Origin of the sequence: Streptococcus mitis (assembly GCF_946188375.1) — a bacterium.
Lineage (GTDB): Bacteria > Bacillota > Bacilli > Lactobacillales > Streptococcaceae > Streptococcus > Streptococcus mitis_CX.
Genome location: NZ_CAMHUS010000012.1, coordinates 1 through 17,623 on the forward strand (window position 1 = coordinate 1; position 17,623 = coordinate 17,623).

Below are 17,623 nucleotides of genomic sequence, written 5' to 3' on the forward strand. Positions count from 1 at the left end.
AATCCGTCTACCGCCTTTCAATACCGAATTTATCGGAATTTATCAAGACAAAAAGCCCGTAAAATAGGGCTTTTTTATTTTTATTTCATGATAAAAAAGGATAACTTTAAAAAACTTTTGGGGCGAGTTTGGGGCGAAGATATTTTTATTTTTAACAAAACACCGTTTTTGACAATAATCAAAAAATAAAAAGGATCTATTATTAACAAAATGGTGTTTTTGACAATAATACACCACGATTTCCTCTTCCTATTCTTCAAGAAAACACTTTTTTGATCAATAGGATTGTAATTTGGGTTTCTAATCGTTCAAAATGCGTGTTTTTGCAAAATAGAAAAACGCAAGCCAAGCGGCCTGCGGAAGCATCATCTATTCTAAATAGTCTTTTTCTGTAATTACTTTTAATCTAGCAGAATAATTCTGGAATGTTGAGAATTTAAAACGTTTAGGATCTTCAAGTTTATTTCTATCATTTATTTCCAAAGCATGGTTATAGTCTATAATTGCTTTTACCAACTTATTAATAATAGCTCTATCATTGTCCATTACTTTATAATAATCTTCGATTTTCCGAAGGCGGAAAGTTGTATTCAACAAATAACTTTCATCTTCTAAAATCAATGTTTTACCAATATCTAATCCTTCAACATATCCTTCTTTTGCCGAATTTCTAAGTTTATACTTCAACTGATACTTTTTAGGAATGTAACTTCTAAATGGAATCAAGAAAGTTAGCCCCTGTATTTTGACAACAGTTACCGCAAATCCCCTTCCTTTATTCATTACTTCCTTTGTCTTAAAGTCATAATCCATCGCTTGAATAAGGTCGTAATCCTTGCACATTTCTAAATCAATTTGACCTAATTTTAACTTCTTACTTTTCATTCCTATTCCTTAGATAAAAAGCTCACTAAAAAGTGAGCAACATTTCCAATGAGATACTTCTGTTGACGAGCGCGTCTCTCCGCCCCCTCATTGCCTCAAGAAAAGGCTGGGCGAATCGAAAGGAGGTAGATTTTTCCTGTTTTCAATTCTACTTATTTTTACACATTTTTTGAATTTTGTCAAACAAAAAAACCGCAAGCCTGAGCCTGCGGTGAAAGAACAATTTAGAAAGTTTCCTTTCTATTTATTTTTTAAAATTATTTAGTCGTAATCAAGCCATCTGGTTCTACTGCGAATTCTGGCTTGTCTGCCATCGTTCCGTCTGGTTTGAGGTAGTACCAGCCTTGACCTGCTCTGACAAATTCATTTGATACCATATTTCCGTCCTTGCTATCAAGGTAGTACCAAGTATCTTTGTACTTGACCCATCCTGTCTTCATGGCACCTTCTACGTCGAAATAGTACCACTTCTCAGCGATTTTCTTCCAGCCTGTGGCCATTTCGCCTGATTGGTCAAAGTAATACCAATTGCCGTCTGTGTGCTTCTTCCAACGATCTGCAAGCATATAGCCTGAGCCGTCGAAGTAGTACCAAGTGCCGTTGATTTTCTCAAACTTATCTTTAGGATAAGAGCCGTCTGAGCGTACATACCAGTAGCCTGTATCATTTTTCTGCCAGCCTGTTTCAGCGCCTAGGCCGTTCTCAATATCTCGCTTAAACTGTTCACGGCTAACGCCCCATTTAGCAAGATAGGGATACGGGTCAACGTGGTCGCTACTGTTATCAGGCTGGTTATTGGTGCAGTATTCATGCGTTTTGATACCCTCCAAGTCGTCTGTATCAAGAGTTTTTGGCAAACCTGCTTCATCTGCTAGATTTCGTAGCAATTCGATATAAAGACGATAGTCTGTCATGAACTCTTCTTTAGTTGAATGGCTTTCAATCAATTCAACTGCTGCATAGGTCTCAGCATTCCAACCGCCACCAACGTCCCACATTCCATTGTTTACAGGACCTACCTGCATAACACGACCGTTACCAACGACATGAGAAAAGAACCCAAGTCCAGGGTCCTTTCTGTAATGGTAGTCCGCCTCGTTCTGAGCGGTTGAGTTTCGGTTGCCTGTTGAGTGGGCGTGAACCTGACGGAAAGGCTCAAATCCAACAATCGGCAAATCCGTGCGTAGTCTGCTTGTATCGATATCCATACCTATTCCTCACTTGGTTTCTCATAGTCTAGAGCTCGTGTGCTGTCTGTGATTCCGCTTGTTGTCGGGTCATTGACCAGACCGATAGCAGTCAAGAACACAAATACCGCATTAACAAGCAGAATCAACTTGTTGCCGATATCACCCAAATCTAGACGATATCCAAAGACTGCTGCACCAGCTTGCAAGACAAGCAAAAATGCTGGAATTGCAGTCAGCCAAAAGAATTTATTTTCTAGTCGTAGTTTCCAGTTAATCATATTGTTTCCTTTCTTATGGTAATTTCGTAGGCCAAGGCTCATCTGTCAAGTATGAGATGGCACTTACACGGATATCTCCAATATCTTTGTTAGTTGGGATATCTTCGTTAAACGTGAATTGGATGAAATTTAAATCAGATTTACCACCTAAATACCAAATTCCATAAGGTCTACCCTTATCGTCATAAGTTGGTCCTACAAGCGAATTTTCGCTTCTAAAACCTTCGGGAATACCGTTAGGATAAGTAAGTTTGGCCCCTTTATCTCCACTACTATTATGTCTTACAAATCCAGGTCCATTTCGTCTGCCTACTCCAAACCAACCCCATTGAAGACCTCCGAACTGGTAAGTAACAAGATTGTTTACTCGTCTGATTTTAATGAACGAGTTACCTGCTCTAGAGACGCTGTTTAACGTTCTCCATCCAGTATCGCCGATTAGAACTCTCCAACCTGTGTTATCGTTCCCTTTTTCTTTAATCCATTTAAGAGCGCCATTCGTCACGTTGACATCGACATAGGTCGTTCCGATTTCGGCCGTTATACGGCCTTCTGGTGAACCTGTACCACGGATTTCATGGCCTACGTTTTCGGGTAGCGGTAGAGTGACATTATTCCCCCCAGCGATGCCGAGAGTATTGCCTGTCAAGGTCAGCCTTGGTTCAGGCTTTTGATTCAGAGTTTTAACATCCCGACCGACCGCTTGAGCAAATTCCTCTAAATTGCTCATAGCAATCACGCTTTCGCTGCGTTATAAGTTGCGACCAAATCAAGGTTGGCAAATTCATCAATACGACGACCAAGGTCAGCTAGTTTTTGTACGACTGCACCTTCAGTGCTACCACTCAATTTAGCGATTTCCTCAGCGATTTCTTTAAGCGTATTGAGATTTTCAGGGACCCCATCACCTAGAAGGTCATTCTTAACTGCGGTTTTTGCCTGCTCAATAGCTTGCGTTAACGTAGCGCTGTCAATCTTAGTATCGATTAACTGCTTCAGCGCTTTGTAATCCACTCCCAACGCTTGAGCAAATGCGATCCATTTACTTGTATCCATAATTTTCTATACCTTTCCTAAGTTATAGTGCGTGAGCAAATCTGGAATTTCCTGACATGCTCCACCTTCGCTTGCAGGTCTTTCTGCAAGTTGTTTTTTTACTTCTTCTGCGATATCTAATTCCTTTAATTTATAGATATCTTCCGTAACCAATTCTTTATCTGAGTCTTCAATTTCAATATAAGTATCTCTATCGCTTGGGAAGATATACCCCCCAACCGAAATTTCTACTCGGTATTTTCCGCTTGGTAGAATACTGTCTAAATTGAAATTGACAGAATGGCTAGTGACGGGAGCAGTTGTCTTCCATCTTCGTTGTCCCTTTGTCAGAGTGACAACCGCATCTTGACCTTCAAACAAGGTCATGACACGGTAATTCTCATCTAACAATTCAAACCCAAAAGTAGAAGACAAATCCCCTTGTTTAATAAGGTCGCCACCATCAATTCGAGCCAAATTGGTTGTATTAACTCTTCGGTTGTTACAACCCATTCTGCGCTCCTTTCTCATCTTCAATTAAGATGTCATCTCTAATCTGCAACGCCTCAAAATTGTTGTACAAGTGGTCTATGTAGCCATTGCCACCCAAAGCCTTGTAGCTGTTGTGCATGTTCTCGACCACATAGAACTCATCCTTTGTGGTAAATCCACGTCGGATTGCCCTGCGAATATCACGGTCGAGGCGCATTCTCATGGTTACAAGATGTGCCTCGTCGTGCAGTTTTAGCTTTGCTTGTACTTCATCAATTTTCGAGTTGCTGTCGCATGCAGTTTCTTGGACATCTTTGATTTTCCCTTTAACATCATCCAATTCAGAAATGATTTGGTCTGTTAGTTCCTTTGATTTCTTCGGCATTTTATAGCCCAACCAAGCCACAACGATTGGCGTGGCAACTGGTAGCACATTCATGAAGAAATGCTCTGTTGATTGTAAGACGTCCATAGGCACCTCTATTATTGGTTAGGCGCAACTGTTGTAGCAGAAGGTTCTGTTGCTGTAGGAGTTACGGTAGCTGTCGTAGAAACTGTAGTTGCTGGTGCAACAGTCGTTTCTTGAGGCTCGTACTTCCATGCTGCCCCTGTTCCGTCGAGTTCAAGACGACCATTTCGGGCAAAGTCGCTGACTGGTTCACCGTTGTAAGTGAATTCCTTATTCAACTGAACCAAGATACGTTTACCTTCTCCGTCAACCTCAACATGAGCTGGGTCTTCAATGGTAATCAAGTCATGTGCCATATAGCGTTTACCAACTTCAGCAAGTGGAATCAACTCTACCAACTCTTTGTAGTTAGTTCCATAAGCGATTGTCTTGCCTGCTACAGCATTTAAAACGACCGCATGGATAATCTTTCCATAACGGTCGGTTTCTGCTTGGTTATGCTTAACCGCTTCATCAGTAGCAGTCTGTCTAGTTTCAGTCTGAGCCAATTTCTGTTCAGCCTGCTCCAATTTAGCTTGAGTTTCTTGTAACTTAGCTTGCGCTTGTACAATAGCGCTTGTAGGGTCTAACTCAGTTCGTAGAATCTCTTTGACTGCTTCAATGAGTGTTTCGTCTGTATCACCCAAATGGTCACCCTCTAACTCACGAGTGAAGAAAGTAAACGGCTTGTCACATTGAATAGAGACTTCCGTCTTGCCAACTCTAAAAAATTTATTTACTAATACGAATTCCATATTTAATTACCTCTTTTTTCTATAAAATGACGTGCCCCCTGATTTTGAGAGAAAACTACCCGCGTCTGATTCTGTTTTGAAGATTATTTTAAAATAACCATCTTTTTCACCAAAAGTACCAACTCGCTCACTTATTTGAATTGAATTTATTATATAAGTAGCACCACCTCTTTTGACAGCATAACTTGGTCTGAATCTTTCTAAATCTCCTGTACTGTAAATTCCGTTTGCATTGCTAAGATTAAATACTACGGAATTTCCTCCTTCTGAAACAAATGGATAGGAAGCACTCCCAATCAATATAAGTCTATTTTTCTCCCAAACCAGCCTACTACCCACGTATCTTTGGACAATTTCATGTCCTCCAACATAAATTCCTTCTCTTGTAGCCATAGCATCACCTACTCATACACATCATAGATTGTGTTGGGGTCTCTGGTTGAGAGTGCTTCATATTGATATTTAGATCCATACCAATACTTCATTTGCTGGTTTCCGTTTTGATTAATCAGCTTATTTGCAACTACTTCGGACGGTGTACCTGGAATTCCAAGAGCCGACCTGTTTACTCGCAAAACACCCGAACTATCGACTGTAATCGTTGAGTTATCCGGTCGCACCACACCAGCCTGCCCACTAGTGGCAGTCTTTGCTTTCATCACACCATTTGACACTTCTGTTGTCTGATTATCCGGCCTGACAATCCCGTTTGAGTTTGACGTAGCCACTGATATAGCCGATTGCGGTGTTGTAAATGTTCGTTTTAAAGTGGATACAGGTACTTTCTTCAATCCTGCCCCACTGTGAACTAGCACCACATCTCCGTCTGATACGTTGGATAACGTTGGCAAATCAGTAGCTTTTCTAACTTGGTTACTCATAATGACCATTCATCTATTCCTCCCTTTCTACTACTTGGTATTTCCAATCAGCTACGACTAAATTGTTGTTTTCGTCACCTAGCAATACATTAGCATTATCTTCAGCCTTGATTGGTATATAGAACGCATTCTGTAGTACCATTTCTTCTAGCAATGACAATCGCTGTTCTTGCTCGGCGACTTCTCTTTTAGTAGCTTCATGATCTATGTAACTGGCTTGCCTTACGTTATCCACGTTACCTAGCCCCACTTGTTGTTTTGTAACATTGTGTGGGTTGTTGCGGTTGTTAATGTGAGCAGATAGGTCAACTTTCTCAGCCTTACTTCTGGTGAACTCGTCAATCTTTTCAGGCAGACCATCGATATCTGCTACCTTGTGTCGGTGACTTGAATCGGCTTTCCCGTTCCAGCGTGTCCGTTCCTGGTCAGAAACGTGACGGGCAGCATCTCTAATATGATTATCGATGTTGGTTTGCAACTTTCTTTCTGTCGCCTTCAATTCAGGGACAGTTGCATAAACCAAGTCAGTCGCATTGTATTGGATGGTAATCTGACTATTCTTACTAATAGTTGTATTGAAATCATAGTCTCGATATACATAAGCAGATGTTTTGGGAGGAATCACATCTCCCTGCTCCGCCCAAGTATACATGTACATGAATTCTTCGTTATTTCCACGTTTTGCAAATACACCGATTTCGTTCACAATCATTTCACGCTCAATCCGTGAGTTATCAAACCTCGCTGTGAGACGAATCGTATCAGCGATATCAGTCGATAAAGACTGCGTAACTTGCAAAGAATGAACTATTTGAGCTACGTCATTCTTCTTGCTTGTGTCCGTCCGATGTCGTCCGCTCCCCAAAGCTATTCGAGTAAAAACCAGTGGTTCTCTATTTTGAATTGCTAGGGCCGTTTCGCTGATTGCTTTATCAGTCACAATAGGTTGGATAAAATATCCCATTTATTTCCTCCTATTCAAATCGAACTGAACGAATGTCTCTGAATGTGTGAGCCCCAATATAAATCGCGTTCATCATAGGTGCTTCAACTGAGAATTGGATTCCTAAATGAGCAGGAATCAATTCACGCACATACTTTAAAAAACGGTTCAAATATCCAGTCGGTAGTTCTCCTAAAAATCGGATATGTACCGCTGAACCTTTGACCGTTACTAAGTTATTGACATTCGTAAAGCTCTTTGTAATTTTTTGTAAACTCACTGAGTTTATTTTTATTTTGGAAGAAATTAAAGTGATTAGATACCGCCTTCGCTCTTCCAAATCAATTGTTTTCGGTTTTACCTGCAAAGCTTTTTCCCAACGTGTAATCCAGTCTTCGGTCGCTTCTGGCAACAACATCAACCTTCTTGTGTCAAAGATTAAGTCTGTAATCAATTCCAGCTCTGGAATTTCAGTTTCAAACAAATCGTTGATGGTTGGATCTAAGACCTCTGGCAAAGCCGATAACATACGATATCTAACTTGTGACATTGATAGTTACCTCCGCTAGTTTCGGAAGCATGTTGGTAGAAAGCTCAATACTTTGTTCCCTGTCATTCAACAAAATACGGTCCACATCTCGAACCCCATTAATTCTGTCAATGATTGTAGCAACTTTATAGTTTCGAACCTCTTTCTCTTCAAATGCTTCTTCACGTAAGTATTTAATGAGTTGAACTTTCGCCTCGTGCTTGATAGTTTCAATATCTACATCTTCATCAATCTTGATCGTTGCGGTAATACGAACGTCATAGCCACTTACAGACTGCACGGTCACATAAGCACCAATCGGCGCTACACCTAATCCGTGGCCACTCGGTTCAGGATCCAAGTAATTCTTGAACTTATTTACCAGCTCTGTACTCGCTTCATTACCGTCAGCATCTGTAATAGATACACGTACCGTGTTTTCGCCTTTCCAGAGTGGCTCTACCAAAGCAGAACCAACACCAACGAACTCACTTGCCCATTTTTTATATTGAGCAATATTCCCGTTTAAAGTCGGTGTTTTCAAGTACTCAATGGTACGCTTACGGAGTTGCTTATCCGTCTCTTCATCTTCGCCTACGACGATAACAGAGCCGATTTCTGCCCCTTTAAAACCATTCAACACATCAATGTTGATGAGTTGACCTCTTACATAGTTGGGAGCATTGCCAACCTGTTCAGCTACTACACTATACTCAAATCCAGAGCGACGTTCTAAGACACGAAAATTGTACTCACTATTAACCACACTGAAACGGGTTCCGAGTGGGATTTCCTGCTTGAATTGAACCAATCGAACCGATGCCGTAGCTGGCAAGCGTTCAACTCCGAACTGCCTACATAAACGAGTTAGGAAGATTCCTGTACTAGTATCTAAAAAATTGACTTCCTCATACGATTTTAAGACCGTATACTGAATGGCAACTTCTCGAGCTGCAGGCGCAACTAGATTGTACAAGACAGATCCTTGTCTTTTGTCATACTTATCATCAAACAAGGCCAGCATATCCTCTAAAATTTCTGGATATGTTTTTACCTTTATCATCGTTTCACCTCCAAATCCATCTCAAATGTTCCAAAATCACTATCAACCATGAACTGCACATAAAACTCATCTTTCTTTACCTTGGTAGAAAAAGAATGAGCCTCATGAATCCTGTCGTCTTCATACAAGGCCTCTTTTATGCGACGTGCGATATCCATCTGGGCATAATCCATATCCCCACCAAATAGAGCATCTAACTCGACACCGTACCGATGATCATAAATCGTGTAGATAAACCGTTCAGTCGTCAGCATGCGTCTAATAGATTGCTTCAAAGCATGGATACCGTCAATTTCTAGCAAGATATTGGTTTCATCTAGTGTTAAGCTAGGCTGTTTCTTAGCTTCGACAACATTTTTAGCGATGTTTAAAAAGTTTGTTTTAGGAGTACTCATTCATCAGAACCCCCTTTCACTTTGCGCTTGTAGTGGAAAATTTTCTTGTACAAGACATAATAAAACCCTCCACCATCTTGTCTGATGAGATGAAGGGTTTGCCCAACGTATTCAGGATCCAATGCTTCATCGGTCCATGTGACAGCAAGCATAGAATCATCCAAAATCAATTCATTGGTCAATTGGATTTTGAGGGGAGAAACCGATAAAACAACACCAGTCGTTATCTTTGCGAACTGGCGATTTTCAATGAAATTACTAATCAATTTCTTTAGATTTTCTATTACTTCCATCTACTCACTTCCTGCCATGAATAATTTAATTTCCATCGTGTGCTTTTCTGCACTGAAGGAATGAGTTGCCTCTTCAATGACATACCACCCCTTCTTCTCAATATCCTTAACATCCACATAGACTGCATGGCCTGCTAAAAAGTCAATACTTCCAATATCAGCTTTTAGACTGAACGTTTCTTTGGGGCGGTTTTTCATCTTCAAGAGCATTTCGCCCCATTGTTTGATTTGCCCCTCAGTTGCTTTCTCATCCACTTTTTTCATGTACTGGAGTTTTCCCCAAGCGCCGATGTTGTAGCTGTCCTGATAGATGTAGACCTCTCTCTTTTTGGTTTCTTTGTTCTCTTGGATCAAGCGGACAATATTAGCACTATCCTCGATCGAACCTTCAAACTCAAAGCTAGACATAAAGGATTCGTTTCCAATAATGTACTGGATTGGTAAGTTTTTCGGAGTCGTTAGTGTCAACTCTCCGAACTTGTCATACAAAACCAGCAATTCTCCACTTTGCACCAAGGTCTCATCCATGGCCTCTTGGATAATATCCAGAGCCTTCTTATCTTCCTTCAACTGAGGGGATAAAGTCACGGCTGGGGCTTTTAGTTCCCCAATCTTCAAATCAAAATCTCCTGCGATTGCCGAGACGATTTGATTAACGTTTTTATCCCTGGCAACAAAATTGATATTGCGTAGTAAGTACTTTATCTGGTCATGAAAAGTCAAGGTTGTTTTGGTATCTTTTTCGTACTTGATTTTCGTCAAATAACCAAAGAACACCTCTTTATCATCTAGCTTAAAAGCAAGCGGAGAACCATATTCAAAGGCTACTTTTGTAGAATTGTACAAGGTAATCTCCACGCTCCAAGCTGACCCTTTTCTAGTTGTCTTGAATTCGACCTTTTCAGACACAGTTGCTAAATCCCATGTATCTCCAGTTTTATTGTTCTGATAGAATAATTGCATCATGGTATCACAAACTCCTGTCCAGGATAAATCCAATGAGGGTCTTTGATTTTGTCTTTGTTGGCTTCGTAAATTTCAGTATATCGGCTGCCGTCTCCGTAAAAGGTCTGAGCAATTCCCCACAGTGTATCACCACTTACAACCGTATGGCTTTTTTGAGCAGGTTTCTCTGTTGTGGCGCTACGTTCTTCAGTAGCTTTCGCCTGCGGTTTCTTTTTAGTAGCCTCGAGTGCTTTTTTGTCTTTGATAGTAACCTTACGTGGCTTGTGAGACCGATATTGTAAGAACTTAATCTTATAAATCAGGTCATTTTCATATCCCGTCTTGGTAGAGACATCGAACTGTTCCACTAGAAATTTCCCGTTAATAGCAGAACCAAAAGCACCCCCAATCATTAATTGAATAGGAGTGCCTTCCGTCTTAAATTTACGAATAGAGGATACAAAGGATTCTGGAGAAACACGGCTATTCCGTTGGTAATTTCCATCGTATCTTCCACTAGGAATAAAAGATTCAAACTCAATCGATTGAAGCTCTGGATTTCCGACAAGCGGAACGTTACCAGTATCGATGATAGCGACCGTCTCAATTCCTTGTTTGTCCTCCAGTTTGATTTCTTCTGGATTCACTGGCAATTTAATGCCTTCAATAAATATAAACATCTGCTACCTCCTTCCTAGTAAGCCATGAGTCCGTCGGCGCCATTATTCAAAGCGTCTACAATCGTTGCATTCAAATCATCCAATACGTTAGCATACTGGCCAGCGTTGTTAATGGAGTCAATGTTGGTGACAATCTCTGGCTTCAAGGTAATAAAGTTCTGTTGCCACTTCATGGTCGCAACGTCCTTAATCAGCTTGATGTATTCATCGTCCAGTTTGATTTCATCTTCAATCTTGCCGACTTTATCTAATTTACCACCAGTTGGATTGTGGCCACCGCCGCCTTGTCCTCCGTCTCCTTGTCCAGGGGCTGAGCTTGCTGGGCTGAGTTCGTAAGGTGTTTTTCCTTGGTCGCCCAAGAAGTTGTTTCCTGCACCGTTGGCATCTCCAGCTCCTTTGAAGAAACCACCGACAGCCTTATCGATGCCTTGACCGATTTCATACCCTTTATTAAAGGCTCCCATTCGGTCTCCAAGTTCAAGATAACCCAGTTGTGGAGTGTCAAGGTGCGGAGTTTCTAAACTAGCTTTGTGTTGTTTGAGACCATCTGCCAAGTGTAGACCTTCAAAACTTTTCTTGACTGGCTTTTGCATATCTCCAATAGCACTAGCTACATCTCCTGCGAAATTAGTTCTACCAAGTGAAACAGAACCAACCGCGCTGATGTTCAACCCGAGGCCGTTCAAGAAACCAATCATGCTATTAAATCCGCTAAGGACAGAATTAATCATCCCTTCAACAGAACTGATAACACTATTGACCATACTGTCAACAAATCCTGCAATAGCAACTGCCATAGACTTACCGCCTTGGGCAATGTCATACCAAGCACTTTGAACTTGGAAAGACATCTCGTTCCATAAGTTAACAGCACCAGTAACAAACCAGTCGATAAAGTCTAAAATACCTATCAAAATAGTTAAGATAGCCTGATAAAGAAACATCCAGAATGATATTGCGGTATTAACATACCAAAAGACACCTTGTAGCATCATATTAATCACCCAGATAGCTACATTGGCAATACTAAGAAGTATATTCCAAATGGTCATTCCTAGGTAAAATATAGCCCCTATGATGATTCCTGTAGCTGATACGGCTGCACCAGTAAGATTGTTAAACCATGCGACCAAGGCATAGAAGAGGCCGATAAGTATAATGACTGCCATGACAATCAACATGATTGGGTTCATTGCCATAACTGCATTAAAACCAGCCATAGCAGCTTTCGCAGTGTTTGTAACGATACTAAATAGATTAGTCGCTATACTTGCTGCGTTCATTGCGACTATATAAGTTCCTATAGCGATTGCTACAGCAATAATAATCGGTTGAATCACAGACCAGTTGTTGATGACAAATTGAGCAATCGGAGCCAACATACTCCAAACAGCCCCAATCATATCCATAGCAAAGATAACTGCTTGGACGACATATTGAAGAACCGTGGCTACAATCTGGGCAAACTGTTGGAAGGCGGACGAGTTCACTATCTGATTAATCTTAATCGATATTGGCTCAAGTGCCTTGGTCACAAAATTCAGGAAGTTCTGCCATGCCCTGCCCCATGTCATAGGCATGTTGCGGAATTGTTGATCAATCGCATCACTGGCATCCAGCATGGCAGTTTTGACAATGTCAGCCGTAATCTTCCCGTCTGCTCCAAGTTTCTTAACCTCGCCACGGCTAACGCCTAGTTTATTGGCAATAGCTTGGATTAAGGCTGGTGAAGTTTCAGCAAGAGAACGCAACTCATCACCCTGCAACTTACCACTAGCCATAGCCTGAGTAAGCTGAAGCATGGCGCTTTTTTGTTCTTCAATGCTTGCTCCACCAACAACAAAGGATTTGTTCATAGTTTCCAAAAAGGCAATTGTTTCGCCGTTGTTTTGGAAAACATCGCCAGCTTGCATCCGCATCTTAGCGACACCGTTTGCCATGGTTGTATAGGCCGAGCCTGTACGTTGTGCGGATGTATAGATAGACTTTTGTAGTTCCTCTGTCGTCTGCATACCGTCACGGATCATATCTAAACGAGCGTGCATATTAGCATACTCGTCTGACATACCTATAGCTTGTTTGGTAATTTTACCGACTGCAATACCAGCTAAAGCAGTCTTCAACAAACCTTTCAAAGATACTAACCTACTTAGTTTGTTAGAAGCGTTATTAGAGGCATTCCCTAAATCTATTAGAGCCAGTTCTTCTTTTTTGAGCCCTGCAGCTGCTAAAGTTGCACTATTTACAAATCTACCGTTAATATCAATGAGTCGCCCAGCTTTATTGACAAAATATTGACCAGAATCGCCAGCTTTTTTCATAGCGGACTCTTGAGCCTTCATGGCTTTATCTATGCCAGAACCTGCGTTTTTGACACGTTCCATAGTCGCATAGATTTTACTTAAAGTGCCTGTGACTCTATCGGTCAAAGACATGGTTGTTTGTATATTTGCCAATAGAATCACCTCACTTCTTCATTCTTTTACGTTGTTTCGCCTCTTCATGCATGACTGCAGCGAAAAAGGCTTTTTCTTCTACATCCATATTCACAAATTCACTAGGGCGAATGTAATAGTTTACGAGGGCGAAGTAGGCAAGTTGTGCCTCCGCGTCCTCTTTTATTAGTTTTTTGCCTCGTCAACCTTGTCTTGGAAAGTTTGGTTGATACCGCTGAGTTCGGTCACAGATTCCAAAATCAAGGCGCTTTCGCCCCAATTGAACATGGTACCGAATAGCTCAGAAGCTCCCATTGCTCCATAAGAATCTTGCAATTCTTTATCGTTAAGGTCAGGAATCACGATAGACGCAATACAGATTTCACGGTTATATTTAACACCGTCAAAAACACGCTCTTGACGTCCGTTACGACCAGGCTTATTGACAAAGCAACGGTCATTGATTAAGTCCGCTTCACGAGCGCTCAACACTCGAATTTTAACTGGTTCCTCAAAAGAAGGAAGCAAGACATCTTTAGTCTCTTCCCCTTTTTTGTTTTGTTTCAAAAACGCTTGTAATCCACTCACCACTATTTCCTCCTTGTGTTAGTATGTAATTTCTTGGAATTCTGATAAGATATCAAAATCTTGGAATGTGAAGTCCGTTTCTTCATCAATGACCTCATCTGCTGATCCATCTAGTTTAAAGATAAGTGATTCTTTGAACAGAACACCTTTCAAAACAATGGTATAACGGCCTGCACGAGATGTGCGGTCTTCGTTGGTACACTTAATATCGATACGAGGCAACAAGCCGTTTTTAACGTATTCCAAAGCCATTTTCTTCAATTCAGGACGATGGTAATACATCTTCACAGTTCCTGTACCTTCTGCACCAACAATCTTACCACCCTTCATACGAGAGTTCAGAGGGGTAACATCAGCCTTTGTGTATTCAATTTTCGCTTCTAGAGAGATAAGCTCTGCTAGTTCATATTGCTTGTCATTGATTGTAAAGAAGACCGTTCCTTCTTTAGCAGACAAAGCATCCAATTGGTTCATAATAGCCATTAGCTAGTTTCTCCTTTCTTAATCACAGATAACCGTCATGTACAAGATTTCCATAGCGTCAGTCAAGACAACTGGCAAGTTAACCACGACAGACTCTTTAGTAATACCTTGTGAAATCTCGATATCTTTCGCTTTATACTCCAAGGCTTGCTTCTGAGCAAGTGGGTCAAGGACCATTGTAATGATTCGTTGTTTAAACAACTCACGACCATTCACGTTGTTTGGCACTTTACCGATGAAGTAGTTCTCAAAGATATACTTGACATTAGCATTGATATTATCCATTGTACGAACAAGTTTGTTCTTACCAAAGATACGGCTGTGTTCTGCCGTATAGCTAGTAAATGAGTTCACATCTGACAGGATAATAACTTTTTCATTTCGATAAGCAAAGATAAGCTGACCTTTGTTGATGAGCTTTTCAGCCTCTGCTTCATTCTTACGCTCACAGTCAATAGCTCCTGGATACGACTTGAATGTATTGGATTGCAAGCCAGCTCCTGCGTACTTACCAGCTACGAAGTATACACAGTCCTTAGCGCTTAGTTTCGTACCATCGCTCAAAGTAACCCCGTTACCCACTGATACAACACCTTCATCGTCAGCATCCGTGTAATCATTCAAGACTGCAATGACTGAACGACCAGCGTCACGCCATTTCTTGATATGAGCCGTAACAAGTGCTTTTGTTGCACTTTCATCTGTACCCAGAGCCAAGACACGGAAGTCTTGAGTATCGAGTGCATTTAGGAAATCTTCAACCTCTGAATTGGTTGTAGCACCATCGGTACCACCTTCAAGCAAGATTGTTTTATCTTCTGTTGTTAAAGTACCCGTTACATTCACATAGTCATTCTTAAATGGCAAGGCTGTGATGATTTGTTTATCAACTTCTTTTCCGAAGAAAACGGTTGTTACCTCAAAACCAGTCTCGACTTGTTTCTTGAAGATAACATGAATATGGTTACCAGCCAATCCTTTGTATTTAGCTGTAACAACCATGTCATTTTCTGTTTTCGTTGCCTGAACCCCAGTGTTGTTCACACCATTGTAGACAAGGACCTTACCAGTTCCTTTCAAGGCTTCACGAATCGGAAGAAGTTCATCAATCGGTTTACCAAATAGGCGACGGAAGTTGCTTGTACCATCAACAAGTGTGAAGGCACCAGGCTCTCCCCAAGATCCAGCAATCATAACTGCTGCAATCGTATTGTCTTCCAAAGGAATAATCACATCATCTCTTGATACGAAATTGATGTAGGCCTTTGGAACTCGTTTATTCTGTACTGTCCATTGTGCCATTAGTTAGCCACACCCTTTCTCCAGTCTTCTAAAATGTGTCTTACTTCTGCTAGTGAGTATGACTGGTCATCTTCTAGCAAAATGTTTAACAAAGTTGCATCATCTTCAAAATACTTGAGTAGTGCCTCTTTGCCAAATTTATCTTCAGTGGTTGGCACCACTGGTTCGGTTACATAACCTACTTCTTCATTCATTTCCATGAGAAGTTTCACCTATCCTTTCTAATATTTGCATTGTCGGTTCTTCTTCAACCCATCGTACGTATCGAGTGATTGTAAATGTGCATATCAAGTCATTAGCATTGTATTCCACCTTCAAATCATTGATAGGGTACTTATCCCCCAAATAACGAAAAGAAGGCGAATTAAACACCATTTCAATCTCTTCAAACTTTTGATATAAGTCTGTTGTTTTTTCGGTGTAGTAATGCAGCAAGACAATAAAAACCTGCTTATCATTTTGGTTGGCCAACCGCTTCCGAGTCACAGGCTTCACATCTACAATAAAACAAGGTGTTTTCAATCCTTGCTGGATTTGTTCATCATATACCTTGCACCCAAACACATCTTTGAGTTGCTTGATGACGAGTGGTCTAATACTATAATCCACCTAGTTCCTCCTTTAGCCTCTCTTCGATTTGTTGCGTGATTTGTGGGATTTTCTGTTTAATCTGTTCTTCTGTCAGCCTCATCATGAAGCGCCCTTCTACCCAAGGATTGACCAAGCGTTTGCCAATTGCAGGGACATAACGCCCTACTTGTTGGCGGTGTCCGCTTTCAACGAAAGAAGCATACTCCATAGGGTTAAATGCGATAACCTCGTACACATTCCCATTTTTGCTTACTTCCATCTTCCACGATTGATTGAGCTTACCAGTTAGGCCCTTTGGTGTTCGCTCCTTAACCTCTTTCAAAAAGGCTAGACCGATATCTTTAGCAGCCTGCATAAATTCAGAGTCAATGATTGCCTGAGCACGTTCAAGTCGTTTCAAGAACTCTTGAACATCACTATCATCATAGCCACTCATGCCGTCTCACCACAATTTCTTGATGTGTGACATAGACCATCGGATCTTCACTGGTCAGGTATTTAACACCGTCCACGATCAATTTACTACCAGCTTTGATAGCAAATTTAGGCGAACAGAAAATCTTGTGTTCTGTCTTGAGTTGATGCGCTTCGTTCTGCTCAGTATTCACTAAGCTACGAACAGAGACACGGCAGGGAACTTTCTCGTAGATTTCTTTAAACTCTACAAAGTCAGCTCCGTTGGGCTTCGTCCCCTCGACAGTAGCAAACACATCCATCTTTTTATCATAGGTCCATTCAATGCTTGGTCTTGCCTGAGATAGGACATCATTGATATTCATCCTACCACCTCAACTTTCTGAACCGCTGTAACTGGCTAGCAAAGTCCAGCAAGACACTTTCGGCACGTCTGGCAAGGTCTGACTTAGCCAATTCGACACGAGTATCTCCAACGGATATATTCTTGCCTTGGACAGCTTGGTCAGGATTATAAACAACATAAACCATCTGAATGGCCACAAATCGCAACTCTAAAGGAAAATCCTCACGATTACAGTAATTAAGAATGTTCTGCATGACTTCATCGACTACTAACTCTTCTGGATAGCATGAATAACGTTGTTCATACAAGTCAATCAATGCTTGTCTAGCATCTTCATTATGCTTTTGGATTTCTTCCGATGTTCTCTTCTCCATCAGCAGAACCTCTCTTTCTACTTATCGTCTTTAGTGGATTTTTTAGATAGTTTTTCAAGTTCAGCTAGAGCTTGGTCACGTTCAGCTAGAGCCTTATCACGTTCAGCAACTACTGCTCTGTACTCTTGAATAGTGTAAGTGCGTCCGCCAGTAGCAGATTCAACCACAGCGTACTCACCGTCACGAACTTCAACCACATCATAACCATCTTCCAAGAAGGTTACTTTTTCTAGTTCGTCGATATTCAATACACGATTGTCTTTCTTTACTGTTAACAT

Annotated in this window: 28 protein-coding genes; 1 reads left to right on the forward strand and 27 read right to left on the reverse strand. The window is 41.1% G+C overall.

Translation table 11 applies throughout. From position 1 onward, the window contains the following. Positions 1 to 189 (forward strand): hypothetical protein (locus N8M16_RS09050; protein ID WP_261070049.1); only part of this gene is annotated, 189 nt, incomplete at its 5' end. A 180-nt stretch (positions 190 to 369) separates the two neighbouring features. Here N8M16_RS09050 and N8M16_RS09055 read toward each other — a convergent pair. From N8M16_RS09055 to N8M16_RS09185, 27 genes are all read right to left on the reverse strand, one after another. Then, the gene (locus N8M16_RS09055) at positions 370 to 885 is read right to left on the reverse strand and encodes a hypothetical protein (RefSeq protein WP_084946588.1); all 516 of its coding nucleotides are present in this window, start codon (positions 883 to 885) and stop codon (positions 370 to 372) included. Between the two features lie 257 nt (positions 886 to 1,142). Next, a complete protein-coding gene (locus N8M16_RS09060) occupies positions 1,143 to 2,093 on the reverse strand; it encodes an N-acetylmuramoyl-L-alanine amidase family protein (protein WP_223335846.1) in 951 nt (316 codons plus the stop codon). Between the two features lie 2 nt (positions 2,094 to 2,095). Then, positions 2,096 to 2,353, reverse strand: a complete 258-nt coding sequence (locus tag N8M16_RS09065; RefSeq protein ID WP_261070050.1) for a phage holin — start codon at positions 2,351 to 2,353, stop codon at positions 2,096 to 2,098. Between the two features lie 13 nt (positions 2,354 to 2,366). Continuing rightward, positions 2,367 to 3,083, reverse strand: coding sequence for a hypothetical protein (locus tag N8M16_RS09070; RefSeq protein WP_261070051.1), 717 nt, complete (start codon positions 3,081 to 3,083; stop codon positions 2,367 to 2,369). 5 nt (positions 3,084 to 3,088) lie between these two features. Then, the gene (locus N8M16_RS09075; RefSeq protein WP_261070052.1) at positions 3,089 to 3,409 is read right to left on the reverse strand and encodes a hypothetical protein; all 321 of its coding nucleotides are present in this window, start codon (positions 3,407 to 3,409) and stop codon (positions 3,089 to 3,091) included. Positions 3,410 to 3,415: 6 nt separating this feature from the next. After that, positions 3,416 to 3,901, reverse strand: a complete 486-nt coding sequence (locus N8M16_RS09080) for a hypothetical protein (RefSeq protein WP_261070053.1) — start codon at positions 3,899 to 3,901, stop codon at positions 3,416 to 3,418. Next, positions 3,891 to 4,352, reverse strand: a complete 462-nt coding sequence (locus tag N8M16_RS09085) for a hypothetical protein (RefSeq protein WP_261070054.1) — start codon at positions 4,350 to 4,352, stop codon at positions 3,891 to 3,893. Before N8M16_RS09085 ends, N8M16_RS09080 begins: the two co-directional genes overlap by 11 nt. An 11-nt stretch (positions 4,353 to 4,363) precedes the next feature. Then, positions 4,364 to 5,083, reverse strand: a complete 720-nt coding sequence (locus N8M16_RS09090) for a hypothetical protein (RefSeq protein ID WP_261070055.1) — start codon at positions 5,081 to 5,083, stop codon at positions 4,364 to 4,366. A 6-nt stretch (positions 5,084 to 5,089) separates the two neighbouring features. Then, positions 5,090 to 5,476 carry a hypothetical protein gene (locus N8M16_RS09095; protein WP_261070056.1) on the reverse strand — a complete coding sequence of 129 codons (387 nt, stop codon included), beginning with the start codon at positions 5,474 to 5,476 and terminating at the stop codon, positions 5,090 to 5,092. An 8-nt stretch (positions 5,477 to 5,484) separates the two neighbouring features. Beyond that, entirely contained in the window at positions 5,485 to 5,973 is a 489-nt protein-coding gene (locus tag N8M16_RS09100; RefSeq protein WP_261070057.1) for a phage upper tail fiber protein, read from the reverse strand. Between the two features lie 4 nt (positions 5,974 to 5,977). Continuing rightward, positions 5,978 to 6,928, reverse strand: a complete 951-nt coding sequence (locus N8M16_RS09105) for a hypothetical protein (protein ID WP_261070058.1) — start codon at positions 6,926 to 6,928, stop codon at positions 5,978 to 5,980. Between the two features lie 10 nt (positions 6,929 to 6,938). Beyond that, a complete protein-coding gene (locus N8M16_RS09110) occupies positions 6,939 to 7,457 on the reverse strand; it encodes a hypothetical protein (protein ID WP_194252091.1) in 519 nt (172 codons plus the stop codon). Then, positions 7,444 to 8,499, reverse strand: coding sequence for a baseplate J/gp47 family protein (locus tag N8M16_RS09115; RefSeq protein WP_261070059.1), 1,056 nt, complete (start codon positions 8,497 to 8,499; stop codon positions 7,444 to 7,446). The genes N8M16_RS09110 and N8M16_RS09115 overlap by 14 nt, the downstream gene beginning before the upstream one ends. Continuing rightward, positions 8,496 to 8,894 (reverse strand): DUF2634 domain-containing protein, encoded by a 399-nt coding sequence (locus tag N8M16_RS09120; protein WP_261070060.1) that lies wholly within the window; start codon positions 8,892 to 8,894, stop codon positions 8,496 to 8,498. Before N8M16_RS09120 ends, N8M16_RS09115 begins: the two co-directional genes overlap by 4 nt. Beyond that, positions 8,891 to 9,187 (reverse strand): DUF2577 family protein, encoded by a 297-nt coding sequence (locus tag N8M16_RS09125; protein ID WP_049500563.1) that lies wholly within the window; start codon positions 9,185 to 9,187, stop codon positions 8,891 to 8,893. The genes N8M16_RS09120 and N8M16_RS09125 overlap by 4 nt, the downstream gene beginning before the upstream one ends. Beyond that, positions 9,188 to 10,153 carry an XkdQ/YqbQ family protein gene (locus tag N8M16_RS09130; protein WP_261043190.1) on the reverse strand — a complete coding sequence of 322 codons (966 nt, stop codon included), beginning with the start codon at positions 10,151 to 10,153 and terminating at the stop codon, positions 9,188 to 9,190. Then, entirely contained in the window at positions 10,150 to 10,812 is a 663-nt protein-coding gene (locus tag N8M16_RS09135; protein ID WP_173234957.1) for a LysM peptidoglycan-binding domain-containing protein, read from the reverse strand. Before N8M16_RS09135 ends, N8M16_RS09130 begins: the two co-directional genes overlap by 4 nt. A 14-nt stretch (positions 10,813 to 10,826) precedes the next feature. Next, the gene (locus tag N8M16_RS09140; protein ID WP_261070061.1) at positions 10,827 to 13,268 is read right to left on the reverse strand and encodes a tape measure protein; all 2,442 of its coding nucleotides are present in this window, start codon (positions 13,266 to 13,268) and stop codon (positions 10,827 to 10,829) included. Between the two features lie 165 nt (positions 13,269 to 13,433). Next, positions 13,434 to 13,835, reverse strand: a complete 402-nt coding sequence (locus N8M16_RS09145; protein ID WP_261070062.1) for a phage tail assembly chaperone — start codon at positions 13,833 to 13,835, stop codon at positions 13,434 to 13,436. 18 nt (positions 13,836 to 13,853) lie between these two features. After that, positions 13,854 to 14,318 carry a phage tail tube protein gene (locus N8M16_RS09150; RefSeq protein ID WP_049500573.1) on the reverse strand — a complete coding sequence of 155 codons (465 nt, stop codon included), beginning with the start codon at positions 14,316 to 14,318 and terminating at the stop codon, positions 13,854 to 13,856. A gap of 18 nt (positions 14,319 to 14,336) precedes the next feature. Next, positions 14,337 to 15,620, reverse strand: coding sequence for a phage tail sheath subtilisin-like domain-containing protein (locus tag N8M16_RS09155; protein WP_261070063.1), 1,284 nt, complete (start codon positions 15,618 to 15,620; stop codon positions 14,337 to 14,339). Next, complete coding sequence (locus tag N8M16_RS09160; RefSeq protein WP_261070064.1) at positions 15,620 to 15,820, reverse strand: hypothetical protein; 201 nt, start codon at positions 15,818 to 15,820, stop codon at positions 15,620 to 15,622. The genes N8M16_RS09155 and N8M16_RS09160 overlap by 1 nt, the downstream gene beginning before the upstream one ends. Next, positions 15,807 to 16,229, reverse strand: a complete 423-nt coding sequence (locus N8M16_RS09165) for a phage tail terminator family protein (protein WP_084946626.1) — start codon at positions 16,227 to 16,229, stop codon at positions 15,807 to 15,809. Before N8M16_RS09165 ends, N8M16_RS09160 begins: the two co-directional genes overlap by 14 nt. Continuing rightward, a complete protein-coding gene (locus tag N8M16_RS09170; protein ID WP_050253783.1) occupies positions 16,219 to 16,647 on the reverse strand; it encodes an HK97 gp10 family phage protein in 429 nt (142 codons plus the stop codon). The genes N8M16_RS09165 and N8M16_RS09170 overlap by 11 nt, the downstream gene beginning before the upstream one ends. Continuing rightward, a complete protein-coding gene (locus N8M16_RS09175; protein WP_261070065.1) occupies positions 16,634 to 16,990 on the reverse strand; it encodes a hypothetical protein in 357 nt (118 codons plus the stop codon). The genes N8M16_RS09170 and N8M16_RS09175 overlap by 14 nt, the downstream gene beginning before the upstream one ends. Before the next feature lies 1 nt (position 16,991). Further along, complete coding sequence (locus tag N8M16_RS09180) at positions 16,992 to 17,345, reverse strand: hypothetical protein (protein ID WP_049500582.1); 354 nt, start codon at positions 17,343 to 17,345, stop codon at positions 16,992 to 16,994. Positions 17,346 to 17,362: 17 nt separating this feature from the next. Beyond that, a complete protein-coding gene (locus N8M16_RS09185; RefSeq protein ID WP_049500584.1) occupies positions 17,363 to 17,623 on the reverse strand; it encodes a hypothetical protein in 261 nt (86 codons plus the stop codon).